The sequence below is a fragment of the Streptomyces sp. NPDC055103 genome (assembly GCF_053607625.1).
On the sequence record NZ_JBSGTX010000073.1, the window covers coordinates 15895 to 40442 of the forward strand.

The 24548-nt window shown below is 71.9% G+C and carries 18 protein-coding genes and 1 pseudogene; 8 read left to right on the forward strand and 11 right to left on the reverse strand.

What is annotated here, in order from left to right; genetic code table 11:
• Nucleotides 1-210: 210 nt before the first annotated feature.
• Nucleotides 211-1299 carry a redox-regulated ATPase YchF gene (gene ychF / locus ACWFR1_RS33190; RefSeq protein WP_453557823.1) on the forward strand — a complete coding sequence of 363 codons (1089 nt, stop codon included), beginning with the start codon at nt 211-213 and terminating at the stop codon, nt 1297-1299.
• Between the two features lie 465 nt (nt 1300-1764).
• On the opposite strand, the pseudogene ACWFR1_RS33195 reads toward ychF, so the two are convergent.
• The 3 genes and pseudogenes from ACWFR1_RS33195 to ACWFR1_RS33205 all read right to left on the reverse strand — a co-directional run.
• A pseudogene (locus ACWFR1_RS33195) lies at nt 1765-3137 on the reverse strand (IS1380 family transposase); the annotation flags it as partial.
• A 292-nt stretch (nt 3138-3429) separates the two neighbouring features.
• The gene (locus ACWFR1_RS33200; RefSeq protein ID WP_453557825.1) at nt 3430-3669 is read right to left on the reverse strand and encodes a hypothetical protein; all 240 of its coding nucleotides are present in this window, start codon (nt 3667-3669) and stop codon (nt 3430-3432) included.
• A gap of 247 nt (nt 3670-3916) precedes the next feature.
• Nucleotides 3917-4390 carry a hypothetical protein gene (locus tag ACWFR1_RS33205; RefSeq protein ID WP_453557827.1) on the reverse strand — a complete coding sequence of 158 codons (474 nt, stop codon included), beginning with the start codon at nt 4388-4390 and terminating at the stop codon, nt 3917-3919.
• A 225-nt stretch (nt 4391-4615) separates the two neighbouring features.
• Between ACWFR1_RS33205 and ACWFR1_RS33210 the strand changes: the two genes are divergently transcribed.
• Complete coding sequence (locus ACWFR1_RS33210; protein ID WP_384562793.1) at nt 4616-5506, forward strand: NAD(P)-dependent oxidoreductase; 891 nt, start codon at nt 4616-4618, stop codon at nt 5504-5506.
• Here ACWFR1_RS33210 and ACWFR1_RS33215 read toward each other — a convergent pair.
• The gene (locus tag ACWFR1_RS33215) at nt 5487-6224 is read right to left on the reverse strand and encodes a thioesterase II family protein (protein ID WP_384562790.1); all 738 of its coding nucleotides are present in this window, start codon (nt 6222-6224) and stop codon (nt 5487-5489) included. The genes ACWFR1_RS33210 and ACWFR1_RS33215 overlap by 20 nt on opposite strands.
• A 164-nt stretch (nt 6225-6388) precedes the next feature.
• Here ACWFR1_RS33215 and ACWFR1_RS33220 point away from each other — a divergent pair, with 164 nt between their 5' ends.
• From ACWFR1_RS33220 to ACWFR1_RS33235, 4 genes are all read left to right on the forward strand, one after another.
• Nucleotides 6389-6784, forward strand: a complete 396-nt coding sequence (locus tag ACWFR1_RS33220; protein WP_384562787.1) for a YybH family protein — start codon at nt 6389-6391, stop codon at nt 6782-6784.
• Nucleotides 6785-6864: 80 nt separating this feature from the next.
• Nucleotides 6865-8328, forward strand: coding sequence for a flavin monoamine oxidase family protein (locus ACWFR1_RS33225; RefSeq protein ID WP_453557830.1), 1464 nt, complete (start codon nt 6865-6867; stop codon nt 8326-8328).
• Nucleotides 8329-8400: 72 nt separating this feature from the next.
• Entirely contained in the window at nt 8401-9576 is a 1176-nt protein-coding gene (locus ACWFR1_RS33230; RefSeq protein WP_384562781.1) for an acyl-CoA dehydrogenase family protein, read from the forward strand.
• Between the two features lie 71 nt (nt 9577-9647).
• Nucleotides 9648-10064 (forward strand): YybH family protein, encoded by a 417-nt coding sequence (locus tag ACWFR1_RS33235; protein WP_384562778.1) that lies wholly within the window; start codon nt 9648-9650, stop codon nt 10062-10064.
• A gap of 159 nt (nt 10065-10223) precedes the next feature.
• On the opposite strand, the gene ACWFR1_RS33240 is transcribed toward ACWFR1_RS33235, so the two are convergent.
• The gene (locus ACWFR1_RS33240; RefSeq protein ID WP_453557833.1) at nt 10224-10691 is read right to left on the reverse strand and encodes a flavin reductase family protein; all 468 of its coding nucleotides are present in this window, start codon (nt 10689-10691) and stop codon (nt 10224-10226) included.
• A 330-nt stretch (nt 10692-11021) separates the two neighbouring features.
• On the opposite strand from ACWFR1_RS33240, the gene ACWFR1_RS33245 reads away from it, so the two are divergent.
• Entirely contained in the window at nt 11022-12611 is a 1590-nt protein-coding gene (locus ACWFR1_RS33245) for an aspartate aminotransferase family protein (protein WP_453557835.1), read from the forward strand.
• A 99-nt stretch (nt 12612-12710) separates the two neighbouring features.
• Here the strand turns inward: ACWFR1_RS33245 and ACWFR1_RS33250 are convergent, their stop codons facing one another.
• From ACWFR1_RS33250 to ACWFR1_RS33270, 5 genes are all read right to left on the reverse strand, one after another.
• Nucleotides 12711-14969, reverse strand: a complete 2259-nt coding sequence (locus ACWFR1_RS33250; protein ID WP_453557837.1) for a BTAD domain-containing putative transcriptional regulator — start codon at nt 14967-14969, stop codon at nt 12711-12713.
• A gap of 316 nt (nt 14970-15285) precedes the next feature.
• The gene (locus ACWFR1_RS33255) at nt 15286-15489 is read right to left on the reverse strand and encodes a ferredoxin (protein ID WP_384562767.1); all 204 of its coding nucleotides are present in this window, start codon (nt 15487-15489) and stop codon (nt 15286-15288) included.
• Nucleotides 15490-15514: 25 nt separating this feature from the next.
• A complete protein-coding gene (locus ACWFR1_RS33260; protein ID WP_384562764.1) occupies nt 15515-16648 on the reverse strand; it encodes a cytochrome P450 family protein in 1134 nt (377 codons plus the stop codon).
• Between the two features lie 325 nt (nt 16649-16973).
• Nucleotides 16974-17555 (reverse strand): DinB family protein, encoded by a 582-nt coding sequence (locus tag ACWFR1_RS33265; RefSeq protein ID WP_384562761.1) that lies wholly within the window; start codon nt 17553-17555, stop codon nt 16974-16976.
• 167 nt (nt 17556-17722) lie between these two features.
• Nucleotides 17723-19228, reverse strand: a complete 1506-nt coding sequence (locus ACWFR1_RS33270; RefSeq protein WP_384562759.1) for an MFS transporter — start codon at nt 19226-19228, stop codon at nt 17723-17725.
• 157 nt (nt 19229-19385) lie between these two features.
• On the opposite strand from ACWFR1_RS33270, the gene ACWFR1_RS33275 reads away from it, so the two are divergent.
• Entirely contained in the window at nt 19386-20396 is a 1011-nt protein-coding gene (locus ACWFR1_RS33275) for a GlxA family transcriptional regulator (RefSeq protein ID WP_384562756.1), read from the forward strand.
• A gap of 60 nt (nt 20397-20456) precedes the next feature.
• Here the strand turns inward: ACWFR1_RS33275 and ACWFR1_RS33280 are convergent.
• Nucleotides 20457-24548: thioester reductase domain-containing protein (locus ACWFR1_RS33280; RefSeq protein ID WP_453557841.1), on the reverse strand; the 4092-nt coding region annotated here is incomplete at its 5' end.

Below are 24548 nucleotides of genomic sequence, written 5' to 3' on the forward strand. Positions count from 1 at the left end.
TCTGCGGCCGTCGGCGACCGTGCGGCTGACTTGTCCTGTGCTGCTCCACACGACCAACGTAGGTCGGGAGGGGGCGGGAACCAGGTCCGGGACACGCCCTTTGGGTGACCTTGCCCCCGAGATCGACCGAAGGTCGGCGTCACTGGCCGGTTCGCCCCGCCCGTAAACTGGGGGATCGGCCCCCCGTCCACACTTCAGGAAGTCGCCACCGTGTCGCTCACGATCGGAATCGTCGGTCTGCCGAATGTCGGCAAGTCGACCCTGTTCAACGCCCTGACCAAGAACGACGTGCTGGCGGCCAACTACCCGTTCGCCACGATCGAGCCCAACGTCGGAGTCGTCGGTGTCCCCGACGCCCGCCTGGCCGTCCTCGCGGGCATCTTCGGCTCGCAGAAGATCCTTCCCGCGACGGTGGACTTCGTCGACATCGCCGGCATCGTGCGCGGCGCGTCGGAGGGCGAGGGCCTCGGCAACAAGTTCCTCGCGAACATCCGCGAGTCGGACGCGATCTGCCAGGTCATCCGCGCCTTCAAGGACGAGAACGTCGTCCACGTCGACGGCAAGGTCTCGCCCAAGGACGACATCGAGACGATCAACACCGAGCTGATCCTCGCCGACCTCCAGTCGATCGAGAAGGCGGAGCCGCGCCTGACGAAGGAGTCCCGCCTCCAGAAGGAGAAGGTCGCGGTCCTCGCGGCCGTCCTGGAGGCGAAGAAGATCCTCGAAGCGGGCGACACGCTCTTCTCGAAGGGCATCGCCAAGGGCACGGAGCAGGGCGACCTCCTCCACGAGCTGCACCTCCTCACCACGAAGCCCTTCCTCTACGTCTTCAACGTCGACGAGGACGAGCTGACGGACGACGCCTTCAAGGCGGAGCAGCGCGCGCTGGTCGCCCCCGCCGAGGCCATCTTCCTGAACGCGAAGCTGGAGCAGGAGCTCATCGAGCTGGAGGACGACGAGGCCCTCGAGCTCCTCCAGTCCGTCGGCCAGGAGGAGCCGGGCATGGCCACCCTGGGCCGCGTCGGCTTCGCCACCCTGGGCCTCCAGACCTACCTGACGGCAGGCCCGAAGGAAACCCGCGCCTGGACGATCAAGAAGGGCGCCACCGCCCCCGAGGCGGCCGGCGTCATCCACACCGACTTCCAGCGCGGCTTCATCAAGGCGGAGATCATCTCCTTCGCCGACCTGGTCGAATGCGGCTCGGTCGCCGAGGCCCGCGCCAAGGGCAAGGCCCGCATGGAGGGCAAGGAATACGTGATGCAGGACGGCGACGTCGTGGAGTTCCGCTTCAATGTGTAGCGGGGTCTGTATCGCCACGTCGGTGATATAGCAAACGTGCAGGTCGAAAGGGGTCCGGCCCTTCGGAGTCGGGCCCTTTGCGTTTTCCCGTGCTGGGATGGTGCTGGGATGGCTGACCCCTCATCACCTGTCGTCACCCCTGCTCACCCCTACCGTGCTGGGTTCGTGCTGGGGTGCTGCCGATGGACCGAGGGTTCGGCCTCGAAGGGAGTCGGATTCCCTGGCGGGCCTGTCTGCGCGGTTTCTTTGCGACGTCGCTGCCTGGGTTCGACGCAATTCGGGAGTTCTAGCCTGGTTCCAGCCTCGATCTTTCGTGACGGTCTGTCAGTTTCTTCGGTGGGCCGTTCCGGTTGTTCGGGCTGGTGGTGGTCAGGCGGGTGGCCCGGCTGTCGCGTCGGGTGGGCGCCGGGTTCCACGGCTCCGGTCGGGTGGTGCTGCTTTGCAGGGACGGGAACGTGCTGGTCGGCCGGGGATGGGAAGAGCGTGGAGTCGTGCCAGGGCGGCGGTGATCACGTCGGTCCAGGGCCAGTGGCGGGCGAATCTCAGGTGCCGGCGCCGGGCGGTCGTGACGATCTGGGCGGCGGCGGAGAAGAGGCGGAGCCTCAGGCGGCGGGGCTCCCACCTGCGGGTTTCGCTGGTCAGGGCGATCATGGGCATCCATGCCAGCAGGTCGAGGGCGAGCTGGACGATCTCCAGCCAGATCTGGTTCTGGGCGGTGTCGTGCAGGGGAGGTTGCGCAGGCCGGTGGCGCGGGCGGCCCGGATGCGGTCCTCGGCGCGGGCCCGCCGGCGGTGCCGCAGTTCGAGTGCGGCGATCGGGACGCCGGTGGTGTTGGTGGCGAACGCGGTGAGCCGCAGGCCGTCGGCGTCGGTGAAGCGCAACTGGGCGCCGGGGTGGGGCCGTTCCTTGCGGACGATCAGCCGCATCCCTTGCGGCCAGCCCTTGAGGACGTCGCCGGTGAGTTCGGCGACCCAGGCGCCGTCGCGGATCTCGCCGTCCGGCTCGACGGCGGGCGTCCAGGCCGGGGCGGGGACCTTCAGCACGGCCTGATGAACTGCATCGGTGATGGTCATCCCGACCGAGTACGAAAGCCACCTCCCGCGCTGGGCGAGCCAGGCGACGAACTCATGCGTCCCGCCGCCGGAGTCGGTACGAATCAGCGTCTGGCATCCACGCCGGTACTTCTTCGGCATCTGGGCCAGGGCGAGTTGGGTGGTGGTGATGTGGTCGGCGGCGGTGTTGCTCCCCGCGTTGCCGGGCCGCAGCAGGGCGGCCACCGGCTCCCCGGTGCCACCGCGTCCGTGGTCGACGAAGCCCATCAGCGGGTGGTGTCCGTAGGTCTTCTTCCAGGTCGCGGCGACGTCCTGCTTGTCGGAGTGGGCCAGCACCAGCACTCCGTCCAGGTCCACGATCACCTGTCCTGTGGTGTCCGGCGACGAGGTCCCGGCCAGCTTCCAGACGTGTTCGCGGACCTTGGCCCGTGCTGACCGGATCGCTGTCAGAGCCTTCGGGCCGGCGGCGGCGAGGCTGTCGATGAGCCGGGAGACGGTCGGGTCGGAGGCCACCGGGCCGAACACGGCCGACTCGGCCCGCAGCATCCCGACATCCGCCAGGCAGTCCCCGCCCAGCGCGACCGCGAGGGCCACGTTCAGCAGGATCTTGCCCGGATCGCGCACCGCCCTCGGACGCCGCCACGGCGTCAGCGCAGCCGATATCGCCTGGTCCAGCTTGGCCTTGCGGATGGTCTCGACCAGCAGTACAGCCCCGGCCTGGGACACCACCGCATGGCCGCCGCCCTCAACGCGGACGCGGGGAGAGGACCCGATACGCTTCTTCACCTGGGAAGTGCCTCCGACGGTGGCAGGAACAAGGACCTCGACAATCCTCATTCTTGCTGGTCAGAGGCACTTTTCGCTTACCTGGCCATCCGTCGGACAGCCCGCTTCATGAAAGCGCGAGGCAAGAGGCCCGACCAAGCTGAACGCGCAGGTCAGGTCGATGCTGCCGTCGGCCGTGGGGGCGAGGCTGCTGTCCGAGGTCGGCCGGCGACCACCTCGAAGGTGTCCACCAGGTACGCGGCCCAGGGCGCCGCCGTCTCGTAGATCTCGTAACGGCTCGGCGCGCACTCCTTCAGCGTCTTCTCCAGGTACCGGCCGGGGGGCCGATCTCAAGGACCGTGTCCGGGGCGGCGGCGTAGACGCCGAGTGCGCGCAGGGCGTCGATGGTGGACCGGGTGGCGCCGGGCGAGCCGTTCATGACGTCGTCGAGGTAGTCGCCGATGGACATGCCGACGGCGCCCGGGCGGCCCGTATGGACGCCTCGAAGGGGGAGGAGGTCGCCGACTCCGCTCCGGTTGTCGGTGCTGCGCACGATTCGGCGGGTGCGGCCCGGCGGCGCGTACGGTCCCGGCCGGGGCAGCCGCGACCGCCCGGACGACGGCGTCGCCCACGGGCGGACGCCGGGCCGAACGCTGGCGGTCGAGCGTGCGGAAGGTCGGCATGACGCGCTCGTCATAACCGAAGTCCACCCGCCGCCGAGGACGAATGCGGATTCCGGACGACAAGGGCGGGAATTGGTCCCCCGGCCGTCCGGACCGCGCCGGGCCCGGCGCGGCCGGTCACCGGGCCGGGGGGTTCCGGACGGCCTGGCCCAGGGCGCGGGCCGCTTCGTCGCCGGGCGGGCCGGTGGGCAGGCGGCGGGCCGCGCATTCGATGAGGAGGGTGGCGGCGGTGAGTTCCTGGTGGGGGGTGGCGGTCGCCGGGGGCCGGTCGGCCGCGGGGGCGAAGGGGTCGGCCGCCGTGGCGAGGGCGTGGCGGGCCCGGCCGAGGAAGGCGGCGCACAGGTGCGGGTCGGTGGGGCCCAGGGAGAGCGGCAGGGCCGCCGCGTACTCGTGGAGGATCGACTCGGCGTACTCCCGGAGCAGGGCGGACGCCGCGTTCGGGCGGCGGACGGGGCAGGGGGCGGGGCGTCTCGGCGTGCCGTGGAGGGGGGCGGAGCGGCGGAGTCCCTCGGTGAGCGCTTCGGTGAAATCCCGGCCGAAGAGCAGGTAAGTCACGGCCGGTCCGGGGTCCGGGCGAGAGGTACTTTTCATGGTGCCTCCTTGACGGTGTTTCGCTGCGCTGGAAATCGAACCACCAAGGGCACACCCCGGACTCATATTCGAGTAATCATATGATCCAAATTCGAGGCTCACTTTTCGTGCGGCAGTAATTTTGTGCATCGCGTCAAGAATTCCCCTTTCCCCTCTCCGGCGGCGGACGGAAGCATCGACCGGACGTGCAGCGCAACACGGCGCAAGCAACGAGAGAACGAGCACATGAGCACTGAACATGACGCCCCCCGCACCCCGGTCACCGTCCTCGGCCTCGGACTGATGGGCCAGGCCCTCGCCCGCGCCCTCCTCAAGGAGGGCCACGCCACCACGGTCTGGAACCGCTCGACCGGCAAGGACGGGGACCTCCTCGCCGACGGCGCGACGGCGGCGGCCACCCCCGACGAGGCGGTCGACGCCTCCCCCCTCGTCCTGGTCTGCCTGTCCACCTACGACGCCGTCCGCGCCGTCCTCGCCCCGCTCACCGGCCGGCTCGCGGGCCGCACCCTGGTCAACCTCACCTCGGGCACCCCCGAACAGGCCCGCGAAAGCGCCCGCTGGGCGGAGGAACACGGCATCGGCTACCTCGACGGCGCCGTCATGTCCGTACCCCAGGGCGTCGGTGACCCCGGCACCGTCCTCCTCTACAGCGGCGCACGCGCCGCCTACGACACCCACCGGGACACCCTCGCCGCCCTCGGCGGCGGCACCGCCTACCTGGACGCCGACGCCGGCCTCGCCTCCGTCTACGACGTGGCCCTGCTCGGCCTCATGTGGGCGACCATGAGCGGCTTCGTCCACGCGACCGCGCTCGTCGGCACCGAGAACGTCGACGCGGCCGTCTTCACCCGGGTCGGCAACCGGTGGCTGTCCACCGTCAGCGGCTACCTCACCGCCTACGCCGACCAGATCGACGCCGGCCGCTACCCGGCCGACGCCACCCTGCTGACCCAGACCGCGACCATGGACCACGTCATCCACGCCAGCGAACAGGGCGGCATCGACAGCGCTCTGCCCCGGACCATCAAGGAACTCACCGAACGCGCCATCGCCGCCGGACACGGCCAGGACAGCTTCGCCAGCCTGGTGGAGGTGATCAGGCGACCCCGGCCGTGAGCGCCGCAGTCACCAGCCCGGCCACCTCCTCCGTCGCGTCACCCAGGTAGAAGTGGCCGCCCGGGAACACCCGCAGTTCGAACGGTCCCGTCGTGTGCTCCCGCCACGCCTCCGCCCGCCCGGGGGGGACCAGCGGATCGGCCGCGCCGACCAGCACGCTCACCGGGGTGTCCAGCGGCGGCCCCCCGGTCCAGCGGTAGCCGCCGAGCGCCGCGTAGTCGGCCCGTAACACCGGCAGCGCCAGCTCCAGCAGGTCGGGATCGTCGAGCCTGGCCCCGTCCGTGCCGCCCAGTCGGCGGATCTCCGCGAGCAGGGCCGCGTCGTCGCGCGGCCCCGTCTCGCGCAGGGCGGCCGACGGGGCGCCGCGCCCCGACAGGAAGAGCCGCAGCGGCCCCGGACCGGGCCGCCCCGCGAGCAGCCGCGCAGTCTCATGCGCCACGATCGCCCCCATGCTGTGCCCGAACAGGGCGTACGGCCGGTCCGGCACGCCGAGCGCCTCCGTGACCAGGCCGGCCAGCAGCCGCAGATCCGTGACGGCCGGTTCGCGCCGCCGGTCGTGCCGCCCCGGGTACTGCACGGCCACCACCTCGACGTGCGGGGCGAGCGCCCGGGCCAGCGCGAAGTACGCGCTCGCCGCGCCGCCCGCGTGCGGGAAGCAGATCAGCCGGGCCGCGTCCCCGGCCGCCGGGGCGAAGCTCCTGAACCATTCACCGTTCATCTCCGTAGCGTCGCCGCCGCGACTCAAGGCGGAGTCATGGAGTGGTAATTCCCCGGGATGAACGGGGGATGAGCCCGCCCCGGATACGTTCTGGCCACAGCACCGAGCCCATCCATTCCGTACATCCATTGGTCCGTACATCCATGGGAAGGAGCGGCATCCCGATGGCCGCAATAGACAGGCGGGAACTCGCCCGTGAAGTGGAAGAGCACACCGATCGCTACGTCCGTGCCTTCAATTCCGGGGACGCCGACGCCGTCAACTCCATGTACACGAACGAGGCTGTCGCGGTCTGGGAGCCCGGAAAGCCCCTCGCCGGCGATGAGCGCCGCGCCTCCGTGGAGGAGTTCCTTGCCCGCAAGCCCAAGATCCACACGAAGACCCGGCACTCCTACGTGACCGGCGACACCGCGCTCCTGATCGTCGACTGGTCGATCGCCACGACCACCGACGACGGTGAGCCCGAGCTCCTCACCGGCGTCGGCGTCGACGTGCTGCGCCGCGACGACGCGGGCGTGTGGCGCTACGCCGTGGACGACCCGTACGGCGACAGCGTCTGAGCCGCCGGACCGGTGGCCCTGCCGCACCACAGCGGCGGGGCCGTTCTTCGAACGTTCACGACCGCGAGGGGCACTCCACGATGAACACCACGGACGACACGGCGGGCCACACGGCGGGCGACGGGCGGGGACGCGGGCCGTCGCGACGGACCGTCGTCACGGCCGCCGCCGCGCTCGCCGTACTCGGCACGGCCCCCCGGGCCGCCGCCGCACCGCGCCGGGGCACCGCCCCCGACGACACCTGCCTCCGGTACGACGCCATCGTTGTCGGCGCGGGCTTCGCCGGGGTCACCGCCGCCCGCGAACTGGCCGCCGCGGGCGCCAGAACCCTGGTCCTCGAGGCCAGGAACCGCATCGGGGGCCGCACCTGGACCGGCACCTTCGCCGGCCGGACGGTCGAATTCGGCGGCACCTGGGTCGAACCGACCCTCCAGCCGAACATCGCCAGGGAACTCGCCCGCTACGGCATCCCGCTCACAGAGGACGCCCCGCCCGAGCGGACCTTCTTCCCCACCCCCGACGGGCCCCGCGAGTACGCCACCGAAGAGGGCTTCGGCCTGATGGGCCGGGCCTACGAGCCGGTCTTCGACGGCTCGCGCACCTACTTCGAGCGCCCCTACGAACCGCTGTACCGCGCCGACCTGCTGCGCGACCTGGACCAGCGCTCGCTCCGCGACCGCCTCGACGAGCTGCGGCTCACCCCGGCCGACGAACTCCTCGTCACCGGACAGACGGGAACCCTCTCCGGCGGCTCCAGCGCCGAGGGCGCCCTGACCGCGCTGGCCCGCCGCTGGGCCCTCGCCGGCTGGAGCAACGAGGGCCTGGGCCGCGCCGACACCCGGCGGGTCGAACACGGCACCCACCGGCTCCTGAAGGCCATCCTCGACGACGGCGCCCCCGAGCTGCTGCTCGGCTCGCCCGTCGCCGCCGTCGACCAGGACGGCGGCACGTACCCCGGACCGGTCCGGGTCACCACAGTCTCGGGCCAGGTCTTCCACGCCCCGGCCGTGGTGTTGGCGGTCCCCGCCAACATGTGGCGGACCATCGCCTTCCGGCCCGGCCTCCCGGAGGCCCACGCCACCGCCTCCGCCCAGGGGCTGGCCGTCTCCCACGCCACCAAGCTGTGGATCCACGCCCGCACCCCGGCCGGACACTGCTACGCCCAGGGCGCGGAGGGCTCCCCGATCTCCCTGCTGATACCCGACCAGCTCCTGCCCGACGGCAGCCGGCTGTTCGTCGGCTTCAGCGTCGACCCGTCCTTCGACCCCACCGACCGGGCCGCCGTGCGCCGGGCGGTCCGCCTGCTCGGCCCGGAACTGGAGATCATCGACGTCCGGGTCCAGAACTGGGGCACCGACCCCTACGCGCGCGGCGGCTGGACCTTCCTCAAGCCCGGCCAGCTCACCACGCTCCACCCCTCGCTCGGGCGCCCGCACGGCCGGATCGCCTTCGCGGGAAGTGACATCGCCGACGGCTGGAGCGGATACATCGACGGCGCTATCGAATCCGGCCTCAGGGCCGCCGGACAGGCGCTTTCCTTCTAGCTCGCCAGGCGCACATCCCGTAATTCGTCCACACCGTTTCATCGTCATCGTGAAAGAGAGAGGGACCCGGAAATGTCCACGAACAGCAAGGTGGAATCCGTCCTGGAAGCGGTACGGGCGATCATCCCGACCCTTCGCGAGAACGGCCAGAAGTCCGAGGAACAGCGCTGGATCGTGGACGAGAACCTCGCCCTCCTCGAAAAGGCCGGCGTCTTCCGCATCGCCGTGCCCGAGCGGTTCGGCGGCCTCGACCTCGGCCTCGCCGACCAGGCCAGGGTCATCGCCGAGATCTCCCGGGGCTGCCCCTCCACCGGCTGGGTCACCATGGTCTGGACGACCAGCGCCTGGACGGCCACCCTCTACCCCGACCGCGCCCAGGAGGAGATCTTCGCCCACGGCGACGTCCGCATCTCCAGCGCCTTCGCCCCCTCCGGCAAGGTCACCCCGGTCGAGGGCGGCTACCGCATCAGCGGCAGCTGGCGCTTCAACACGGGGTGCCGGGGCGCGGACTGGAACTTCACCGCCGCGATGCTGGAGCACCCCGACGGCACCAGCGAAGAGGTCATGGCCATCGTCCCGATGTCCGAGATGACCATCGCCGACGACTGGCACGTCTCCGCCGGCGCGGCCACCGGCAGCTGCACCACCACCATCGAGGACGTGTTCGTCCCGGCCCACCACGTCGTCACCTTCGAGGAGGTGATGTTCAGCTCCACCGGCGACCGCTCCAACACCGGCGCCACCGGCCGGAACTACGGCCTGCTGAGCTTCGTCATGGCCGAGTGCGCCGCCGTCTTCACCGGCATCGCCCGGGGCGCGTACGAGCTGTTCCTTGAGCGGCTGCCCGGACGCCCCATCACCTACACGCAGTGGGAGGACCAGACCCAGCACCCGCTGACGCAGGTCCAGGTCGCCACCGCCGCCAACAAGATCACCGCCGCCGAGAGCATGGCCCAGGTGTGGCTCACCCTCCTCCAGGAGCGCGCCGACGCGGGCGAGCAGCCGACCCTGGAGGAGAAGGCGATCGTCCGGGGCCAGGCCAACTACGCCGCCCAGCTCGCGAAGGAGGCGGTGGAGCTGCTGTTCACCGCCAGCGGCGGCAGCGTCATCCAGCGCAGCGTGCCCTTCCAGCGCTTCCACCGCGACATCCAGGGCTTCTCCCTGCACGCCCTCGTGCAGATCAACGCGAACCTGGAGCTCCAGGGCCGGGTCCTGCTGGGCCTGGACCCGCAGACCGACTTCCTCTAGGCCGGCCCGCGCCCGCCTCCTGTCCGTCCCCTCCGACCAGTCGACCGAGTGAGAGTGGAGAACGATCCGCCATGACCGTCCACATCGACCCCGACAAGCCGGACCTGACGTCCGACACCGAGACCCAGAACGACATCTTCCTCCAGGTCTTCAACTCCGGTGACGGGGCGCTCTTCGACCGCCTCTACCGCGCTGACGCCATATCGAACTTCTCCGGCAGCCCGCTCACCGGCGCCGAGCGCCTGAAGTGGTTCCAGGAGTTCCTGTCCGTCAAGCCCACCCTTGAGGCCCGCGTCACGCACTCGTACGTGGCCGGTGACGTGGCCCTGATCGGCGTGGAGTTCCGCATCGACAGCACGGGCCCCGACGGTGAGCCCGTCCGCCTCGAGGGACGCTGCACCGACGTGCTGCGCCGGGTGGAGGACGGCCGCTGGCTGATGGCCGTCGACCGCCCGGTGGCGGGCTCGCTGCTGCCCGACGCCGCGTAACCACCGCGCCCCGCACGGAGACGGCCCGTGCACCCCCGGTCCTGCCGGGCGGTGCACGGGCCGGGGTGCTCTCCGGACCGGCTGCGGGACGGCGCGTACACGCGCGTACACGCGCGTACACGCGCGTACAGGGGTGTACGGGCGCGTACGGGCGGGACGTCAGCGGGCGGCGCCGGGGGACAGCCGGTGGAAACCGCCGTCGAAGAAGAGCAGGCCGTCGCCGCCCTCCCCACGCCGCGCCCCCACCACACCGCCGAGGAACACGGAGTGGTCCCCGACGCCGTACCCCTCCGTCACCTCGCACTCCAGCCAGGCGAGCGCCCCCGCGAGCAGCGGCGAGCCGGTCACGGGGCCCGGCGCCCAGTCCACGGCCTCGAACTGGGCGGGACCCAGGGGCCGCTTCTTGTCAGCGAAGAACCGCGCCAGCTCCTCCTGTTCCGCGTCCATGATCGACACCCCGAAGGCGCCGACCCCCGTGATGGCGTCGTGCATCACCGCGTTGTGGGCGACGCAGCACAGCACCGACGGGGGATCGAGCGACACGGAGGTGAACGCGTTGGCCGTCATGCCGTGGGGGCGGGCGCCCCCGACGGTGAGGACAACGACGCCCGTCGCGAACCGGGACATGGTCCCGCGCAGCTCCTGGGGCGACACCGGACGCGGTTCTCGCCCGACCGGGGCCGGTTCTGTCTGAACGGGCAAGGAATTCACACGATCCCCCTCGGATAATCCATCATGGAAAGAACGCCCGGCCTTCTGGAAAGGGAAAGGCGGAACGCCTCCAACGTAGCCGAGCGGCTTCGGCGCCTTCTCATCACGGGGTAATCCGATTCCGATCTTCCCGGGGCATCCGGTGATGAGCCGAGCATGACCGGGTATTGGATTCACTTCTCCGGTGCGCCGATGGGACCACCGGCGCGTCCGCTCCGACTCCACCGAACCGGAAAAGAGGGCGTCATGAATTCCGACTCCACCGAACTCGAACTCGCGGAGCCGCACCTGCGGGGGGTGCTCGCCACCGCGGGGCTCGACGTCGAGTACGTGCGCGCCGAGGGCAACACGCTCTACCGGCTCGACGCCGACGGCCGGGAGGTCGGCGTCCTCGACTACGCCGGCGGGTACGGCTCCCTGATGTTCGGCCACAACCACCCCACCGTCACCGCCCGCGCCAAGGAACTCCTGGACCAGGGCACCCCGACCCACGCCCAGTTCTCCCGCCACCCCTACGCGAACCGGGTCGCCACCGAACTGAACCGGATCATCCACCGCGAACTCGGCGACGAGGAACCGTACTTCACGATCTTCGCCAACAGCGGCGCGGAGGCGATCGAGGCGGCCGTCAAACACGCCGAGCTGGACCGGGGCGCGCGCGCCGCCGCCCTCGCCGAAGAGATCGAGGTCCACGCCGCCGCCGTCCGCGCGGCGGTCGCCGCCGGCACCGCGACGATCGCCGGGAACGCCCTCGCCCGGCTCGGACTCGACGACTCCGCCGACGGCCGCCGCGATGGGGAACGACTCCTGACCGCCCTCGCCCGGCACAACGACACCCAGCGCTCCCGGCCGCCGATCTTCCTGACCCTCGAAGGGTCCTTCCACGGCAAGCTCGTCGGCAGCGTCCAGCTCACCCACAACCCCGGCTACCGCACCCCCTTCACCGCGCTCGCCGCCCAGGCCCGGTTCGTCCCTCTCGACCGGCCCGAGGCCCTGCGCAAGACGGTCGAGAACGAGCGCTCCGTCCTGCTCGATCCGGTGATCACGGCCGGGACCGTGGAGCTCGTGGAGCGCGAGCACCCGGTGTTCTGCGCCTTCCTCGTCGAGCCGATCCAGGGCGAGGGCGGCATCAACGTGCTCTCCCCGGAGTTCGCGCGCGAGATCCAGGAGGTGTGCGCCGCGATCGACTGCCCGGTCGTCGTGGACGAGATCCAGAGCGGCATGGGCCGGACCGGCACCTTCCTCGCCGGGTCCGCCGTCGGTCTGAAGGGCGACTACTACGCGCTGGCGAAGAGCCTCGGAGGCGGGGTCGCCAAGGCGGCGGTGATGCTCGTACGGAAGGCCCGCTACCGCCAGGAGTTCGAGCTCGTGCACAGCTCGACCTTCGCCAAGGACAGCTTCTCCTGCCACATCGCGCTCACCGTCCTCGGCATGCTGGAGGCCGAGGACGGGCGGGCGTACCGGGTCGCGGCGGAGCGCGGCCGGGCGCTCGCCGGGGCACTGGAAGCGGTCCTCGGGGCCTTCCCCACCGTGCTCAGGGAGGTCAGGGGCCGCGGTCTCATGCTGGGCCTGGAGTTCGCGGACCAGGCGGATTCCGGGTCGCCGGTCCTCCGGGACCTGTCGGCCGCCGGATTCCTCGGTTACGCGGTCGCCGGCTATCTGCTGCGGGAGCACCGGATCCGGACGTTTCCCACGGCGAGCGCGGTGAACACCCTGCGCTTCGAGCCGTCGCTGCTGCTCACGGACGAGGAGATCGGCCGTCTTGAGGCGGCGCTGCTCGATGTGTGCGCGGTCCTGCGCGACCAGGACGGGGCCCGGTTGCTGCCGTCGGCCTGAGCGCGCGCCGGGTGTCCTCGGGGGGAGTGGGAGCCCCCCGAGGACACCCGGCGTTCGCGGTTCCGGTGCTCGCGGTTCCGGCGTTCGCGGATCCGGGTGTCAGGCCCGTTGTCCGGCCGGGTGGAGGCCGCCGCCGGGGCTCACGTTCGCCAGATCCCGGGCGAAACCGGGGATCGCGTACCGGCACCGCCGGGCGGACAGCGCTGGTGGCTCCTGTTCGAGGGTGATCGTGGTGGTGTGGAGCCGGCCGGCGCCCCATCCGGGCCGCCGCCGCAGCAGTTTGGGCCTGGCGGTCGCCATCACCAGCACGGACACCGGGCCGAAGCACTCGCTGAGCCCCTCGACGAAGTCGAGCAGCCGGTCGTCGGCCCGGTGCACCTGCTCGAAGACGAGTGCCAGCGGCTGGTCGCGGGCGACCGCCTCCATGAACTGGACCCAGCTGCGGGAGGACGCCTCGGCGTCGGCGCCGTCCGGGCCGGGGGAGTCCTGGGAGCCGTACAGGAGCAGGTCGCACAGTCCGGCCCGGATCCGGTCGGCGTGTGCCGCGGAGAGCGGGAGGCCGTCGACGGCGATGTCGACACGGCGCCGGATCACCTCGGCCGGGTCGTCGGGCAGGATGCCGCAGTACGCGGAGAGCATCTCGGCCTGGAGGGCGCCCGGTCCCCCGCGCAGGGCGGGGCGGACGGAGCCGACCAGACAGCGGGCCCGGGCCAGTTGGGTGGGGATCCACTCGGAGAACTCGGTGGCGAGACGGTTCTTCCCGCTGCCCTGCTCGCCGAGGATCGTCACCATCTGCGGGGTGCTGCGGCGCTGGGAGCGCCAGAACACGCTCTGCAGCAGCTGGAGTTCGCATTCGCGGTCGGCGCTGTCGAGAGGTTCGCCGGAGCCTTGGACGCACCAGGACTCGGGGGCCTCGCCCCGGTGGTAGACGAAGCCGCCGCGGACGGCCCGCCGGGTCCGGTCGCAGACCAGGATCTCGCGGTCGGGGGCGTGTTCCAGCAGGGTCTGGCACTGGTCGAGCAGGGTGCCGGTGACGGAGGTGGTGCCCACGACGCCGGGGCGGGTGCGGACCAGGGCCTCTCCGGTGGAGATGGCCACCCGGACCTCGGGGCCGGGGCCGGCGGGGCCGGCGGTGGGTTCGGCGAGGCCGTCCCTGACCGACAGTGCGGCCTGCACGGCCCGTTCCGCGTCGTCCTGGGCGGTGCCCCGGGAGTCGAAGAGGGCCATCGTGGTCGATCCGATGGAGGTGACGACGGTACCGTCGAAGGACTCGATCGTCTGCTCGACCCGGCCCAGGGTGTCGACGAGCAGTGCGTCGGCGTCGCCGCCGGCGGCGCTGATCGCGGCCGGGCTGAAGCGGGTGCGGATGAGGACGACGCTGGTCTGGGTGCGTCTCGCCGATCCGGCGCCGGGTCTCAGGTGCCGTTCGGGCGGGACCGGGGCGGCGGAGGACACGGGAGCGGGGGCGGGGGCGGGCGAGAGGGCGGGTACGGGAGAGTGCGGGGGTACGGGGGAGAGCGGGGGTACGGGAGAGGGGGCGCGGTGCGGGGAGGGTGTCGGCGCCGTGGACGCGAGTTCTGTTCGCGCGGCGGGCGCCCCGCGTAAGAGCACCGGGGGTTTCCGGGGGGAGGCCTCCCGGCCCCGGGTCTGCCACGGCTCGCCGGGGGAGGAGACCCCCGGGGTGGCGAGCGCGGGGTCGTGGGCGAGGATGCCCCGCTGGAGGTTCTGGAGTTCGCGGCTGGGCTCCAGGCCGAGTTCGTCGACGAGGGCCGACCGCACGTGCGCGTAGACGTTGAGCGCGTCGGCCTGCCGGCCGCAGCGGTAGAGGGCCAGCATCAGCTGGGCGCAGGAGCGTTCCCGCAGGACCTCCGACTCGACCATGGCCTTCAGTTCGCCGATGACGGCGTGGTGCCGGCCGGAGGCGAGTTCCGCCTCGAAGTAGTCCTCCATGGCGTCGAGACGGACGGCCTGGAGGGAGGTGAGTTCGGGCCAGCTGATGCCGGCCTCGACGAGGTCGGCCATCGGGACGCCCCGCCACAGGTCCAGCGCGCCGCGCAGGGTCTGCGCGGCGGCGTGGGGCGATCCCGCGGCCAACTGGGCCCGCCCGGACTTCAGTTGGGCGTAGAAGCGGAAGAGGTCGATCCCCTGGGGGTCGACCCGCAGGACGTAACCGGGGGCCTGGGTCACCAGAGCGGTGGACGAGAGCACGCTCCGCAGGCCCCACACGGCGTTCTGGAGGATCTGCCGTGCGGACACGGGCGCCTCGTCGACGGGCCAGAGCGCGTCCAGGAGCTGGCTCGTCGCCACCACCCGGTTGGGCTGGAGGAGTAGGAATCCGAGTGTGGCCCTCTGCCTCATTCCCCCGAGTGCGACGGACTGGCCGCCGACCATGACTTCAAGTGGACCTAGAACTCGAAACTGCATACCCCTCGCCTTTACGTGAATCCCACATGGCTGCTTTGAGGAAATGCGTACAAAAGATCTCGCACCCGAGTGGCGGCATGCGATGTCAACTGGTCGAGTCGGCGCAACAATCTCAGTGTACGGTCCGAAAAGGGGCGCTGCACATACCGGCCGGAGATGTTCGTCACATTCGCGTGGAATTCGTCGAGGTGACGCAAAGCTGCGCGTTGTGCCGACGGCGGCACAACGCGCAGCGGGGCCAGGTGCAGGGTTACTCGTCCGTCAATCCGATCGCCTCCATCGGGCAGCAGGAAATGACACCCTCCGCTTCCGCTATTTCGTCGGGATCGGAAAGTCCGGTCTTCAGCACCTCGGCGAAGCCCTCGTCGTCCAGCCGGAACAGCGCGGGCGCGACGGCCGCGCACAGTCCGGAGCCGCCGCACTCCCGGCGGTCGACGCTCAGCGTCCTCGTCATTCCGGTCCTCCTTCCGCCGCCGGTCTCAGCGCTGCCCATCGGCGTGCAGGACGACGGGGAGGGAGGTCAGGCTGCGGAGCAGCCAGGTCTCGTTGTAGGCCAGCTCCGAGCGCGGCACGGCGAGCCGCAGGTCGGGGAAGCGCTCGAAGAGGGCGGGGATGGCGATGGCGGACTCGAGACGGGCCAGGGCGGCGCCGAGGCAGTTGTGCAGGCCGTGGCCGAGGCCCAGGTGGCGGGGGCCGCTCCGGGTGATGTCCAGCCGGTCCGGGTCCTCGAAGCGCCTCGGGTCGCGGTTGGCGGACTGGAGGGCGGCGATCACGGGGGCGCCGGCCGGCAGTCGTACGCCGCCGATCTCGACGTCCTCCTTGGCGAAGCGGAAGAGGCCGATCGTCAGGGCGCCCTCGAAGCGCAGGAACTCCTCGACCGCCGAGCCGATCAGCTCCGGCTGGTCGGCCAGGAGCTTCCGCTGGTCGGGGTGGTCGATCAGGGCGAGGACGGCCGAGCCGATCAGGTTCCGCGTGGTGTCGAGGCCCACCATGATCATGAGGGCCACCATGGCGACGAGTTCCGCCTCGTTGAGCCGGTCGTCGCCGTCCCGGGCGGCGATCAGGCTGGAGGTGAGGTCCCCGCCGGGGTTCCGCCGCTTCTCCTCGATGAGCGCCCGCCCGTAGGCGCTGATCTCCTCGAAGGCGCGGGTGGCGTCGTCCTGCAAGTCCGGGTCGGAGGAGAAGGCCCGCTCGATCGCGTGCAGCATCTCCTGGAAGCGGGCGAGCGGGATGCCCATGATCTCGCCCATGACCTCGGCGGGCACCGCGCTCGCGTACGTCATGACGTCCGGCTCGTCCTGCACCGCCAGCCGGTCCAGCGCGGCCGCCACGATGCGGGTGGTCGGCTCCTCCCACTGGGCGGTGCGCCGGGGGGTGAAGGCGCTCATCGCGAGCCGGCGGACCCGGGTGTGGTCCGGCGGGTCCAGGACGGTGAGGATCCGCTCGACCGGCGTGCCCTCCGCGTACACGAGTCCCGCGTCCTTGAACTCCTGGGCCGCCCACGCCGCCGCGTCGTTGCTGAAGCGCTGGTCGCCGAGTAGGGCGTGCACGTCCTCGAAGCGGCTCACGATCCACATCGGGACGTCTCCGACGGGGAACCTGAATTCGTGCACCGGGGAATTGTCACGGAGCCAGGAGAATATCGGGTAGGGATCCTGATAGTACTCGGACCCAAAAAGTTTCGGGGGCGTTACGTGAATGGTCATCGAGCCTCCACCGTGGGATACTGGACGTCATTTGTATGGGCTCTCCAAGGGGCGTCCAGAAGGCTAGTACGGGCGGCCCCTCATTCGGTAACGAATCGCTAACCGGCCACATCCCGAGACATTTTCCGGGGCGTCACGAGCACCCCCGGGGCCCTGACGGGAGCGCTCCGGGGGGTGTGTACTGAATTTCGGCGACTATACCGGCCGGCCGGTTTTTCCGGGTGGTCTGGAATCAGCGCACGGTGCCATTCCATTTCCAGCCGCTGCGGCGCGGCAGACCCGGGAGTTCCATGCGCCCGGTACACCACAGGAGCGTGTCGGAGGCGCCGAATCCGGTCGGGGCGTCGGGGAAGAGCCGCTCGACCACCGGTGCCGCCATCTCGTCCGAGGGCGCCCAGTCGAAGCCGAGTCCCCGGCAGATGTCCCGGGCGTGCACGGTCAGTTCCAGCACGCCCATGGCCGCGAAGCCGGGGCCGTCGGAGTGGCCGTACGGGTGCCAGGCGCGGACCTCGGGCGACGCCTCGCGGACCGCCGAGGCCAGGATGGCGCCGGAGATGCGGATGCCCTCCAGGCCGCTGACGATCGGCGCCCCCTCGTCGATCGAGGCGAACAGTGTGATGTAGCGGTCCGTGGGCTGGGCGATGAGGAGACCCGCGTAGCCGACGACACCGAGCGCGATGTGGTCGAGGGTCGCCCGGCAGCTCCAGTCGAGGTCGCCCGCCTTCACTCGCCAGCTCTGGTCCGCCCCCTTCTCCAGGACGGCGGTGGTCTCGGCGGCTGCCGCGGTCACGAGTTCGGGCCACGAATTGGTCATAGCTGTCTTTCCGATCGGTATGTGGGTGCGACTCCCCGGCAGGCGGGGAGCGGAAGTGCGAGTGGCGCGGCCCGTCTTGACGTCACGTCAGGGACCGGTCCATGGCGGTGCGGCCCCGGCGTCGCCGGAGCCGCACCATGGGTGATCTTTCACCCCGCAAGGGGGATTCAATCCCGGACGGCCGCCGGAGTCGGACGTTCCGCGCCGGACTGTCCGGTTTCCGGCTGATCGCTTGGCCGGGACTTGCGTACCAGCAGCAGCGCCAGGGCGATCAGCAGGCAGGCGCCGGCCATCACCGCGGTGGAGAGGAAGGCCGCCTGGTAGCCCTCGGTCAGGGCGACGCGCTCGGTGCCGCCGGAGGTGAAGGCCAGCGAGATGCTGGAGCAGACCGCGATGCCGAGCGCCGCGCCGATCTGGAAGACCGAGTTGTTGATGCCGGAGGCGAGTCCGGACTCGCCCTCCCGGGCGCCGCTGAGCGCCGCGATGGAGGAGGCCACCACCGTCGTGCCGATGCCGGAGCCGAAGATCAGCAGGCCCCAGAAGAGGTCGCCGAAGTAGTCGCCGTCGGCGGAGACCCGGGAGAGCAGCAGGGTGCCCGTGCCGAGCAGGACGGTGCCGACCACGGCGACCGGCTTGAAGCCGAAGCGGGTCGCCACCGGGCCGCTGATGTTCGAACCGACGATCGACATGAAGGAGTAGATCGCCGTGCTCAGGCCGAAGAACACCGCCGAGTAGCCGAGCACCCGCTGCGCGTACAGCGAGGTGATCAAGGCGCCGCCGTAGGTGGCCATGGCGACCAGCAGCATCATCAGGTTGCCGCCCACCAGGCCGGGGGTGCGGAAGACTCGCAGCGGCACCAGCGGGTTCGCGGCGCGCTGCTCGATGGCGCAGAAGATGCCGATGAGGACGAGGGACGCGACGAGCAGGCCGAGGGTCCGGGGGGAGCCCCAGCCGACCGCGGGCGCCTCGACGATCGCGTAGATCAGCAGGGCGATGGCGGCGGTGGCGGCCACGGCGCCGGCCGGGTCGAAGGAGCGTCGTCCCTGGCTGATCGGCGTCTCGCGCAGCAGACGCGGACCGAGCGCCAGGACCACCAGGGCGATCGGGATGTTGATGAAGAAGATCCACTCCCAGCCGAGGCCCTCGGTGATCGGGCCGCCGATCAGCAGGGCCGCGGTGGCGCCGAAGGCGCCGATGCCGGTCCAGATGCCCAGGGCCCGGTTCCGCTCGGAGCCCTCGCCGAACATCGTCATCAGCACGGCCATCGCCGTCGGCGCCATGATGGCGGCGGCGACGCCCTGGACGATGCGGGTGACGACCAGCACCTCACTGCTCCAGGCGAGGCCGCAGACCACGGACGTCACCAGGAAGAGCACGGTGCCGACCATGAACATCCGCCGGCCGCCCAGCAGGTCCGCGGTCCGGCCGCCGAAGAGCAGCAGGCCGCCGAAGCTGAGGAGGTAGGCGCTCAGCACCCACTGGACGCCGCCCTCGGAGAAGCCGAGCTCGGTCTCGATGTCGGGCAGTGCCAGGATCACGATCTGTGAATCGACGATCACCATGAAGTAGGCCGCGCACAGGAGGGCCAGGGCCTTCCATCTCCGGGGATCGGGCCCCGGGTCGCCGGTCCGTTCGGCGGGCGACGGGTTGTGGTCGACCTGTCCGCTGTCCATCAGGGGTCCCTACTCCTTGGGTAACCGGCGCGGAGACGTGCTCCGCAGACGTGGTTCGCATCAGGTTGATCTCCACGGTCCCACCGGCCCCCTGCCGCCGACAGTGGCAGGAGTGACGTCGGGCGAAAAATTCCTGCCGCTGTCGTAGGCTGGGCGCATGAGTGTGGGAACGGTTGCCATCGCAGTGATCGACAACACCAACATCCCTGTCGGGGATGTCTACGAACTGGGCATCGCATGTTCGGTGTTCGGGACTCCCCAACCAGACCTCTCCACCGACTGGTACGACCTGCGGCTGTGCGCCGACCGGCCCGGGACGCCCGGACAGGGGTACGGCTTCGCGCTCACCACGCCTCACGGCCTGGCGGACCTCGCCGACGCGGACACCGTGATCGTCCCGTCCGTACCGGACGACGTCGTCCACGAGCGCAGCCCCCTGCCCCCCGTCCTCCTCGACGCCATGCGCACCGCGGCCGACCGCGGCGCCCGCATGGTGTCCCTGTGCAACGGCGCCTTCGCGCTCGCCGAGGCCGGAATCCTGAACGGCCGCCGGGCCACCGCCCATTGGATGCACACCGCGACGCTCGCCAAGCGCTTCCCCGAGGTCGAGGTCGACGACACCGTCCTCTACGTCGACGACGGCGACGTCCTCACCAGCGCCGGCCTCAGCGCCGGCCTCGACCTGTGTCTGCACATCGTCCGCAGCGACCTGGGCGCCCACGTTGCCAACCAGCTGGCCCGCCGCATGGTCGTCCCCGCCCACCGGCCGGGCGGCCAGAGCCAGTTCATCGACCTGAGCGTGCCCGTCTCCGACAACGACAGCCTCAGCCCGGTCCTCCAGTGGGCCACCCAGAACCTCGACCAGCCACTGTCCGTCGAGGAGCTGGCACGGCGCGCCGGCATGAGCCCCCGCACCTTCTTCCGGCGCCTTCAGTCGGTCACCGGCACGACCCCGCTGCAATGGCTCCTCAACCAGCGGCTCGCCCGCGCCCAGAGCCTCCTCGAATCCACCGACCTGCCCATCGAGAAGATCAGCGAGTTCAGCGGCCTCGGCACCGCCACCAACCTGCGCAGGCACTTCAACATCCACATCGGCGTCTCACCCAGTGACTACCGCCGGGCCTTCCCCTGTCGGACCCCCGCACCCGCCGTCCGGGCCGCCGGCTGAACGACCACCGGGGCCGGGGCGCCTCGCGCGCCCCGGCCCCGGTGCCGCCCGTCCGCCCGGTCAGGCCGTGACCGGATCCCGGCGCGGAGCCGCCGGGAAGTGCCTCGCTTCGACGAAGAACTCCACGTACCGCGCGAAGAGTTCGGCGGTCAGCGGCGGGCAGTCGATCCCGCTGCCCGCGAGCGCCTCCTCGGTCCCCGACACGTCGATCGGCGGATAGAAGGCGTCCGTGTCGGAGGTCATCATCTCGAAGGCGTGCAGCAGCGGCCGCAGTGCGTTGTCCCGGTCCGCCCGCACCCCCGCGCTCCACTCCTCCGGGTCCCGCTCACCCAGCACGTACCCGAGATCGCGCAGGAACCGCACGCACTCGTCCAGGCTCAGCGCGCTCCGGTTGAAGAGGTGGAAGGTGCCCCCGGTCCCTGTCCCGGCCCCGCCGCCGGCCCCGCCCCCGGCGTCGCTCCGCGAGAGACGGGTGATCGCGGCGCTGACGTAGTCGACCGGCAGCAGGTGGAACCGCCCGCCGACCCCGGTCGGGGCCGCCCCCGACTGCAGGATGCCCTTGAGGGTCAACCAGACGAAGTCCCGTGTCTGGCATGCCCCGTTCACGGTGTCCCCGGAGATCACGTCCACCCGGTACACGGACACCGGAAGCCCCCGCTCCCGCGCGGCTCCCACGAGCTGCTCGGCCACCCACTTGCTCTGCAGATAACCGCTGGGCAGGGCCTCGGCGGGGCCGGTCGGATCGGTCACCTTCAACGGCACCCCCGGCTCCCGCACCCCGTCGAAGACGCCCACCGTGGAGACGTGGTGCACCGGCACCGTCCGGTGACGCGCCGCCAGCCGCAGGACCTCCTCGGTCCCGGCGACGTTCGCCGCCCTCAGCGCCGCGTACGGCTGGAGCCAGTGCACCCGCGCCCCGTTGTGGTAGACGACGTCGACCGTACGGGCCAACTCGTCGAACCTCTCCTCGGACAGCCCCAGCCGCTCCTGCTCCAGGTCGCCGAGCACGACCGACACCCGCTCTTCGTCGATCCCGTCCAGGAGTCGGTACCACTCCAGGTTGGCCCGCAGCCGGGCCAGCGCCTCCTCGGGATCGGCGCCCCGCACCAGGCAGTGCACCCGCGCCCGCGTCGTCCGCAGCAGGTCCCGAAGAAGGAAGGCGCCGAGGAACCCCGTCGCCCCGGTCAGCAGGATCTCCCGCGGGTCCGCGCAGACCCGTACGACCTCCTGGGCGGGCCGGATGTCGTCGGCCAGCCGCACGTCGGCGGCGAAGTCCGGCAGCGCCGGGTCCGCGGCCCCGTCCGGGGCCGGACCGCCGGACACCCGCGTCGACACGAACGCGGCGAGACCGGCGGCCGTCGGGTGGTCGAACACCACGGTCGCGGGCAGCCGGACGCCGGTCAGCGCGCCGAGCCGGTTGCGGAGCTCCACGGACGTCAGCGAGTCGAAGCCCAGCGCGGGCAGCGGCCGGTCCGCCTCGATCCGCGAGGTGTCCGCGTGCCCGAGGACGGCCGCGATCTGCCCGAGCACCGCCTCAAGGACGGCCTGCTCCCGCTCCGCGCCGTCGAGCCGGGCCAGCAGCCCGGCGAGTGAGTCCGGCGTCTGCCCGGCGGCCGGGACCACCCGCCGCGACGGCCGGCGCACGAGCCCGCCGAGGACCGCCGGCACCCGTCCCTCCTGGGCGCGCAGCGCGGACACGTCCACCGGCGAGGCGACGACCGCCGCCCGCCCGAGCCCGAGCCCCAGGTCGAACAGGGCCGGCCCCCGGTCCTGGGCGACCGGCCGGAAGCCACTGCGCGCGATCCGGCGCAGGTCGGCCTCGCCGAGGTGCCCGCTCATGCCGCCGCTCTGCTCCCACAGACCCCACGCGAGGGAGACGGCGGGCAGCCCCAGGGCCGCCCGGTGCTGCGCCAGCGCGTCCAGGAACTGGTTGGCGGCGGCGTAGTTGGACTGGCCGGGCCCGCCCACCACGGCGGCGATCGAGGAGAACAGGACGAAGACGTCCAGCTCCAGGTGCCGGGTGAGCCGGTGCAGGTTCCAGGCGGCGTCGACCTTGGGCCGCAGCACCGCGTGCAGCCGTTCCGGGGTGAGGGTCCCGACCAGCCCGTCGTCCAGGACGCCCGCCGTGTGCACCACGCCGGTCAGCCGGTGCGCGGCCGGCACCGACGCGAGGAGCGCGGCGAGGGCGTCGGCGTCGGCGGCGTCGCAGGCCACGACGGACACTCGCGCGCCCAGCGCCGTCAGTTCGGCCGTCAGGGCCGCCGCGCCGGGCGCGTCGAGGCCGCGGCGGCTGGTGAGGAGCAGGTGCCGCACGCCGTGGCCGGTGACGAGGTGCCGGGCGAACAGCGCACCCAGGCTGCCGGTTCCGCCGGTGATGAGAACCGTGCCGTCCGGGTTCCAGCGGACGGGTGCGGCGGGGCCGGCCGGGCGGGCCAGGCGGGGGACGAGGATGCGGCCGGCGCGGATCGCGGTCTGGGGTTCGCCGGTGGCGAGGACGCGGGGCAGGAGTGCGGTGACGTCCGTGCCGTCCTCGGCGTCGACGAGGAGGACGCGGTCCGGGTTCTCGGACTGGGCGGACCGGATGAGGCCCCAGACGGCGGCGCCGGGCAGGTCGGTGACGTCCTCGCCGTCGGCGGTGGCGACCGCCCCGGTGGTGAGGACGACGAGCGGGACGGTCTCCAGACGCTCGTCCGCGAGCCATTCCCGTACGAGTTCAAGGATCCGTTCCGTGGCGGCGTGCGTCCCGGCGGCGGCCGGGCCGTCCGGTCCGGCCGGTCCGGCCGGGTTCCCGTGCACCACCGCGAACGGCACGCGCCGTCCGGCCGCGATGACCCCGGCGACCTCGGCCGGGGTCAGGCGTGGGTCGCCCTCGCCCAGCACCGGCCAGTCGTCCTCCGGCTCCCCGTCCGCGCCGGACGGCACGAGCGGAGTCCACACGGTGTGGAACAGCGCCTCGTGCCGCAACTCCGCCTCCCGGCGGTCCAGTTCGGCCGCTCGCACCGGCCGGGTGGTGAGCGACCCGACGACGGCGACCGGCCGGCCGCCCGGGTCGGCGAGTTCGACCCGTACCCCCGAATCGCCCTCCGTGCCGTCCCCTTCGCTGTCCGCCGGGGCGATCCGGACCCGGAGTTCCGTGGCTCCGACGGCCCACAGCCGGACGTCCCGCCACTCGGCGGGGACCGGGGCGGTCCCCGCGCCGTCGGCGCCGTCCAGGAGCGCGGCCCGCACGGCCGCGTCGAGCAGGACGGGATGCAGCCCGAAGCCGTCACCCGCCACCCCGTCCGGGAGCCGTACCTCCGCGAGGAGTTCGTCGCCCCGCCGCCAGGCCGCGACGAGCCCGCGGAGGAGTGGCCCGTACGCCAGCCCGGCCGCCTCCAGACGCGCGTACGCCTCGTCGAGGCCGAGGGGCGTGGCGTCGGCGCCCGGCGGCCAGGCCACGGGCCGGAAGGGCGCCCCGGTGGCCTCGCTCAGCTCGCCGTGCGCGTGCGCCGTCCACGGCGCGTCCGCGCCGTCGGGGCGGCTGTGCACGGCGACCCGCCGCCTGCCCGCCGCGTCCGGGACGCCCACGGCCACCTGGAGCTGGAGCGCCCCCTCCGGCGGCAGCACCACGGGGGCGTCGAGGACCAGACGGTCGAGGACGGTCGCGCCGAACTCGTCCCCGGCCCGCACCGCCAGCTCCACGAGCGCCGCGACGGGCAGCACAGGGGTGCCGTGCGCGGTGTGCCCGGCGAGCCAGGGATGGGTGCGCGGCGACAGACGGCCGGTGAACAGCGCCTCGTCCGCCCCGGCGACGGCGACCGCCGCTCCGAGCAGCGGATGCCCGGTCGGCAGCAGCCCCGGGCCGGCGGCGTCGGCGCCGGTGGCCGTAGCCGTTTCCAGCCAGTAGCGCTCGTGTTGGAAGGCGTAGGTGGGGAGGGGGGTGTGGGGTGTTGGGGTGTGGTTGAGGTGGGTGGTCCAGTTGATGGGGGTGTTGTGGGTGTGGAGGGTGGCGAGGGCGGTGAGGAGGGCGCGGGGTTCTTCGGTGTCTTTGCGGAGGGTGGGGATGGCGTGGGTGTCGTCGGCCATTGCGGAGAGTACGCCGTCGGGTCCGATTTCGAGGAGGGTGGTGACGCCTTCGGTGTTCAGGGTCTGGAGGGCGTCGTGGAAGCGGAC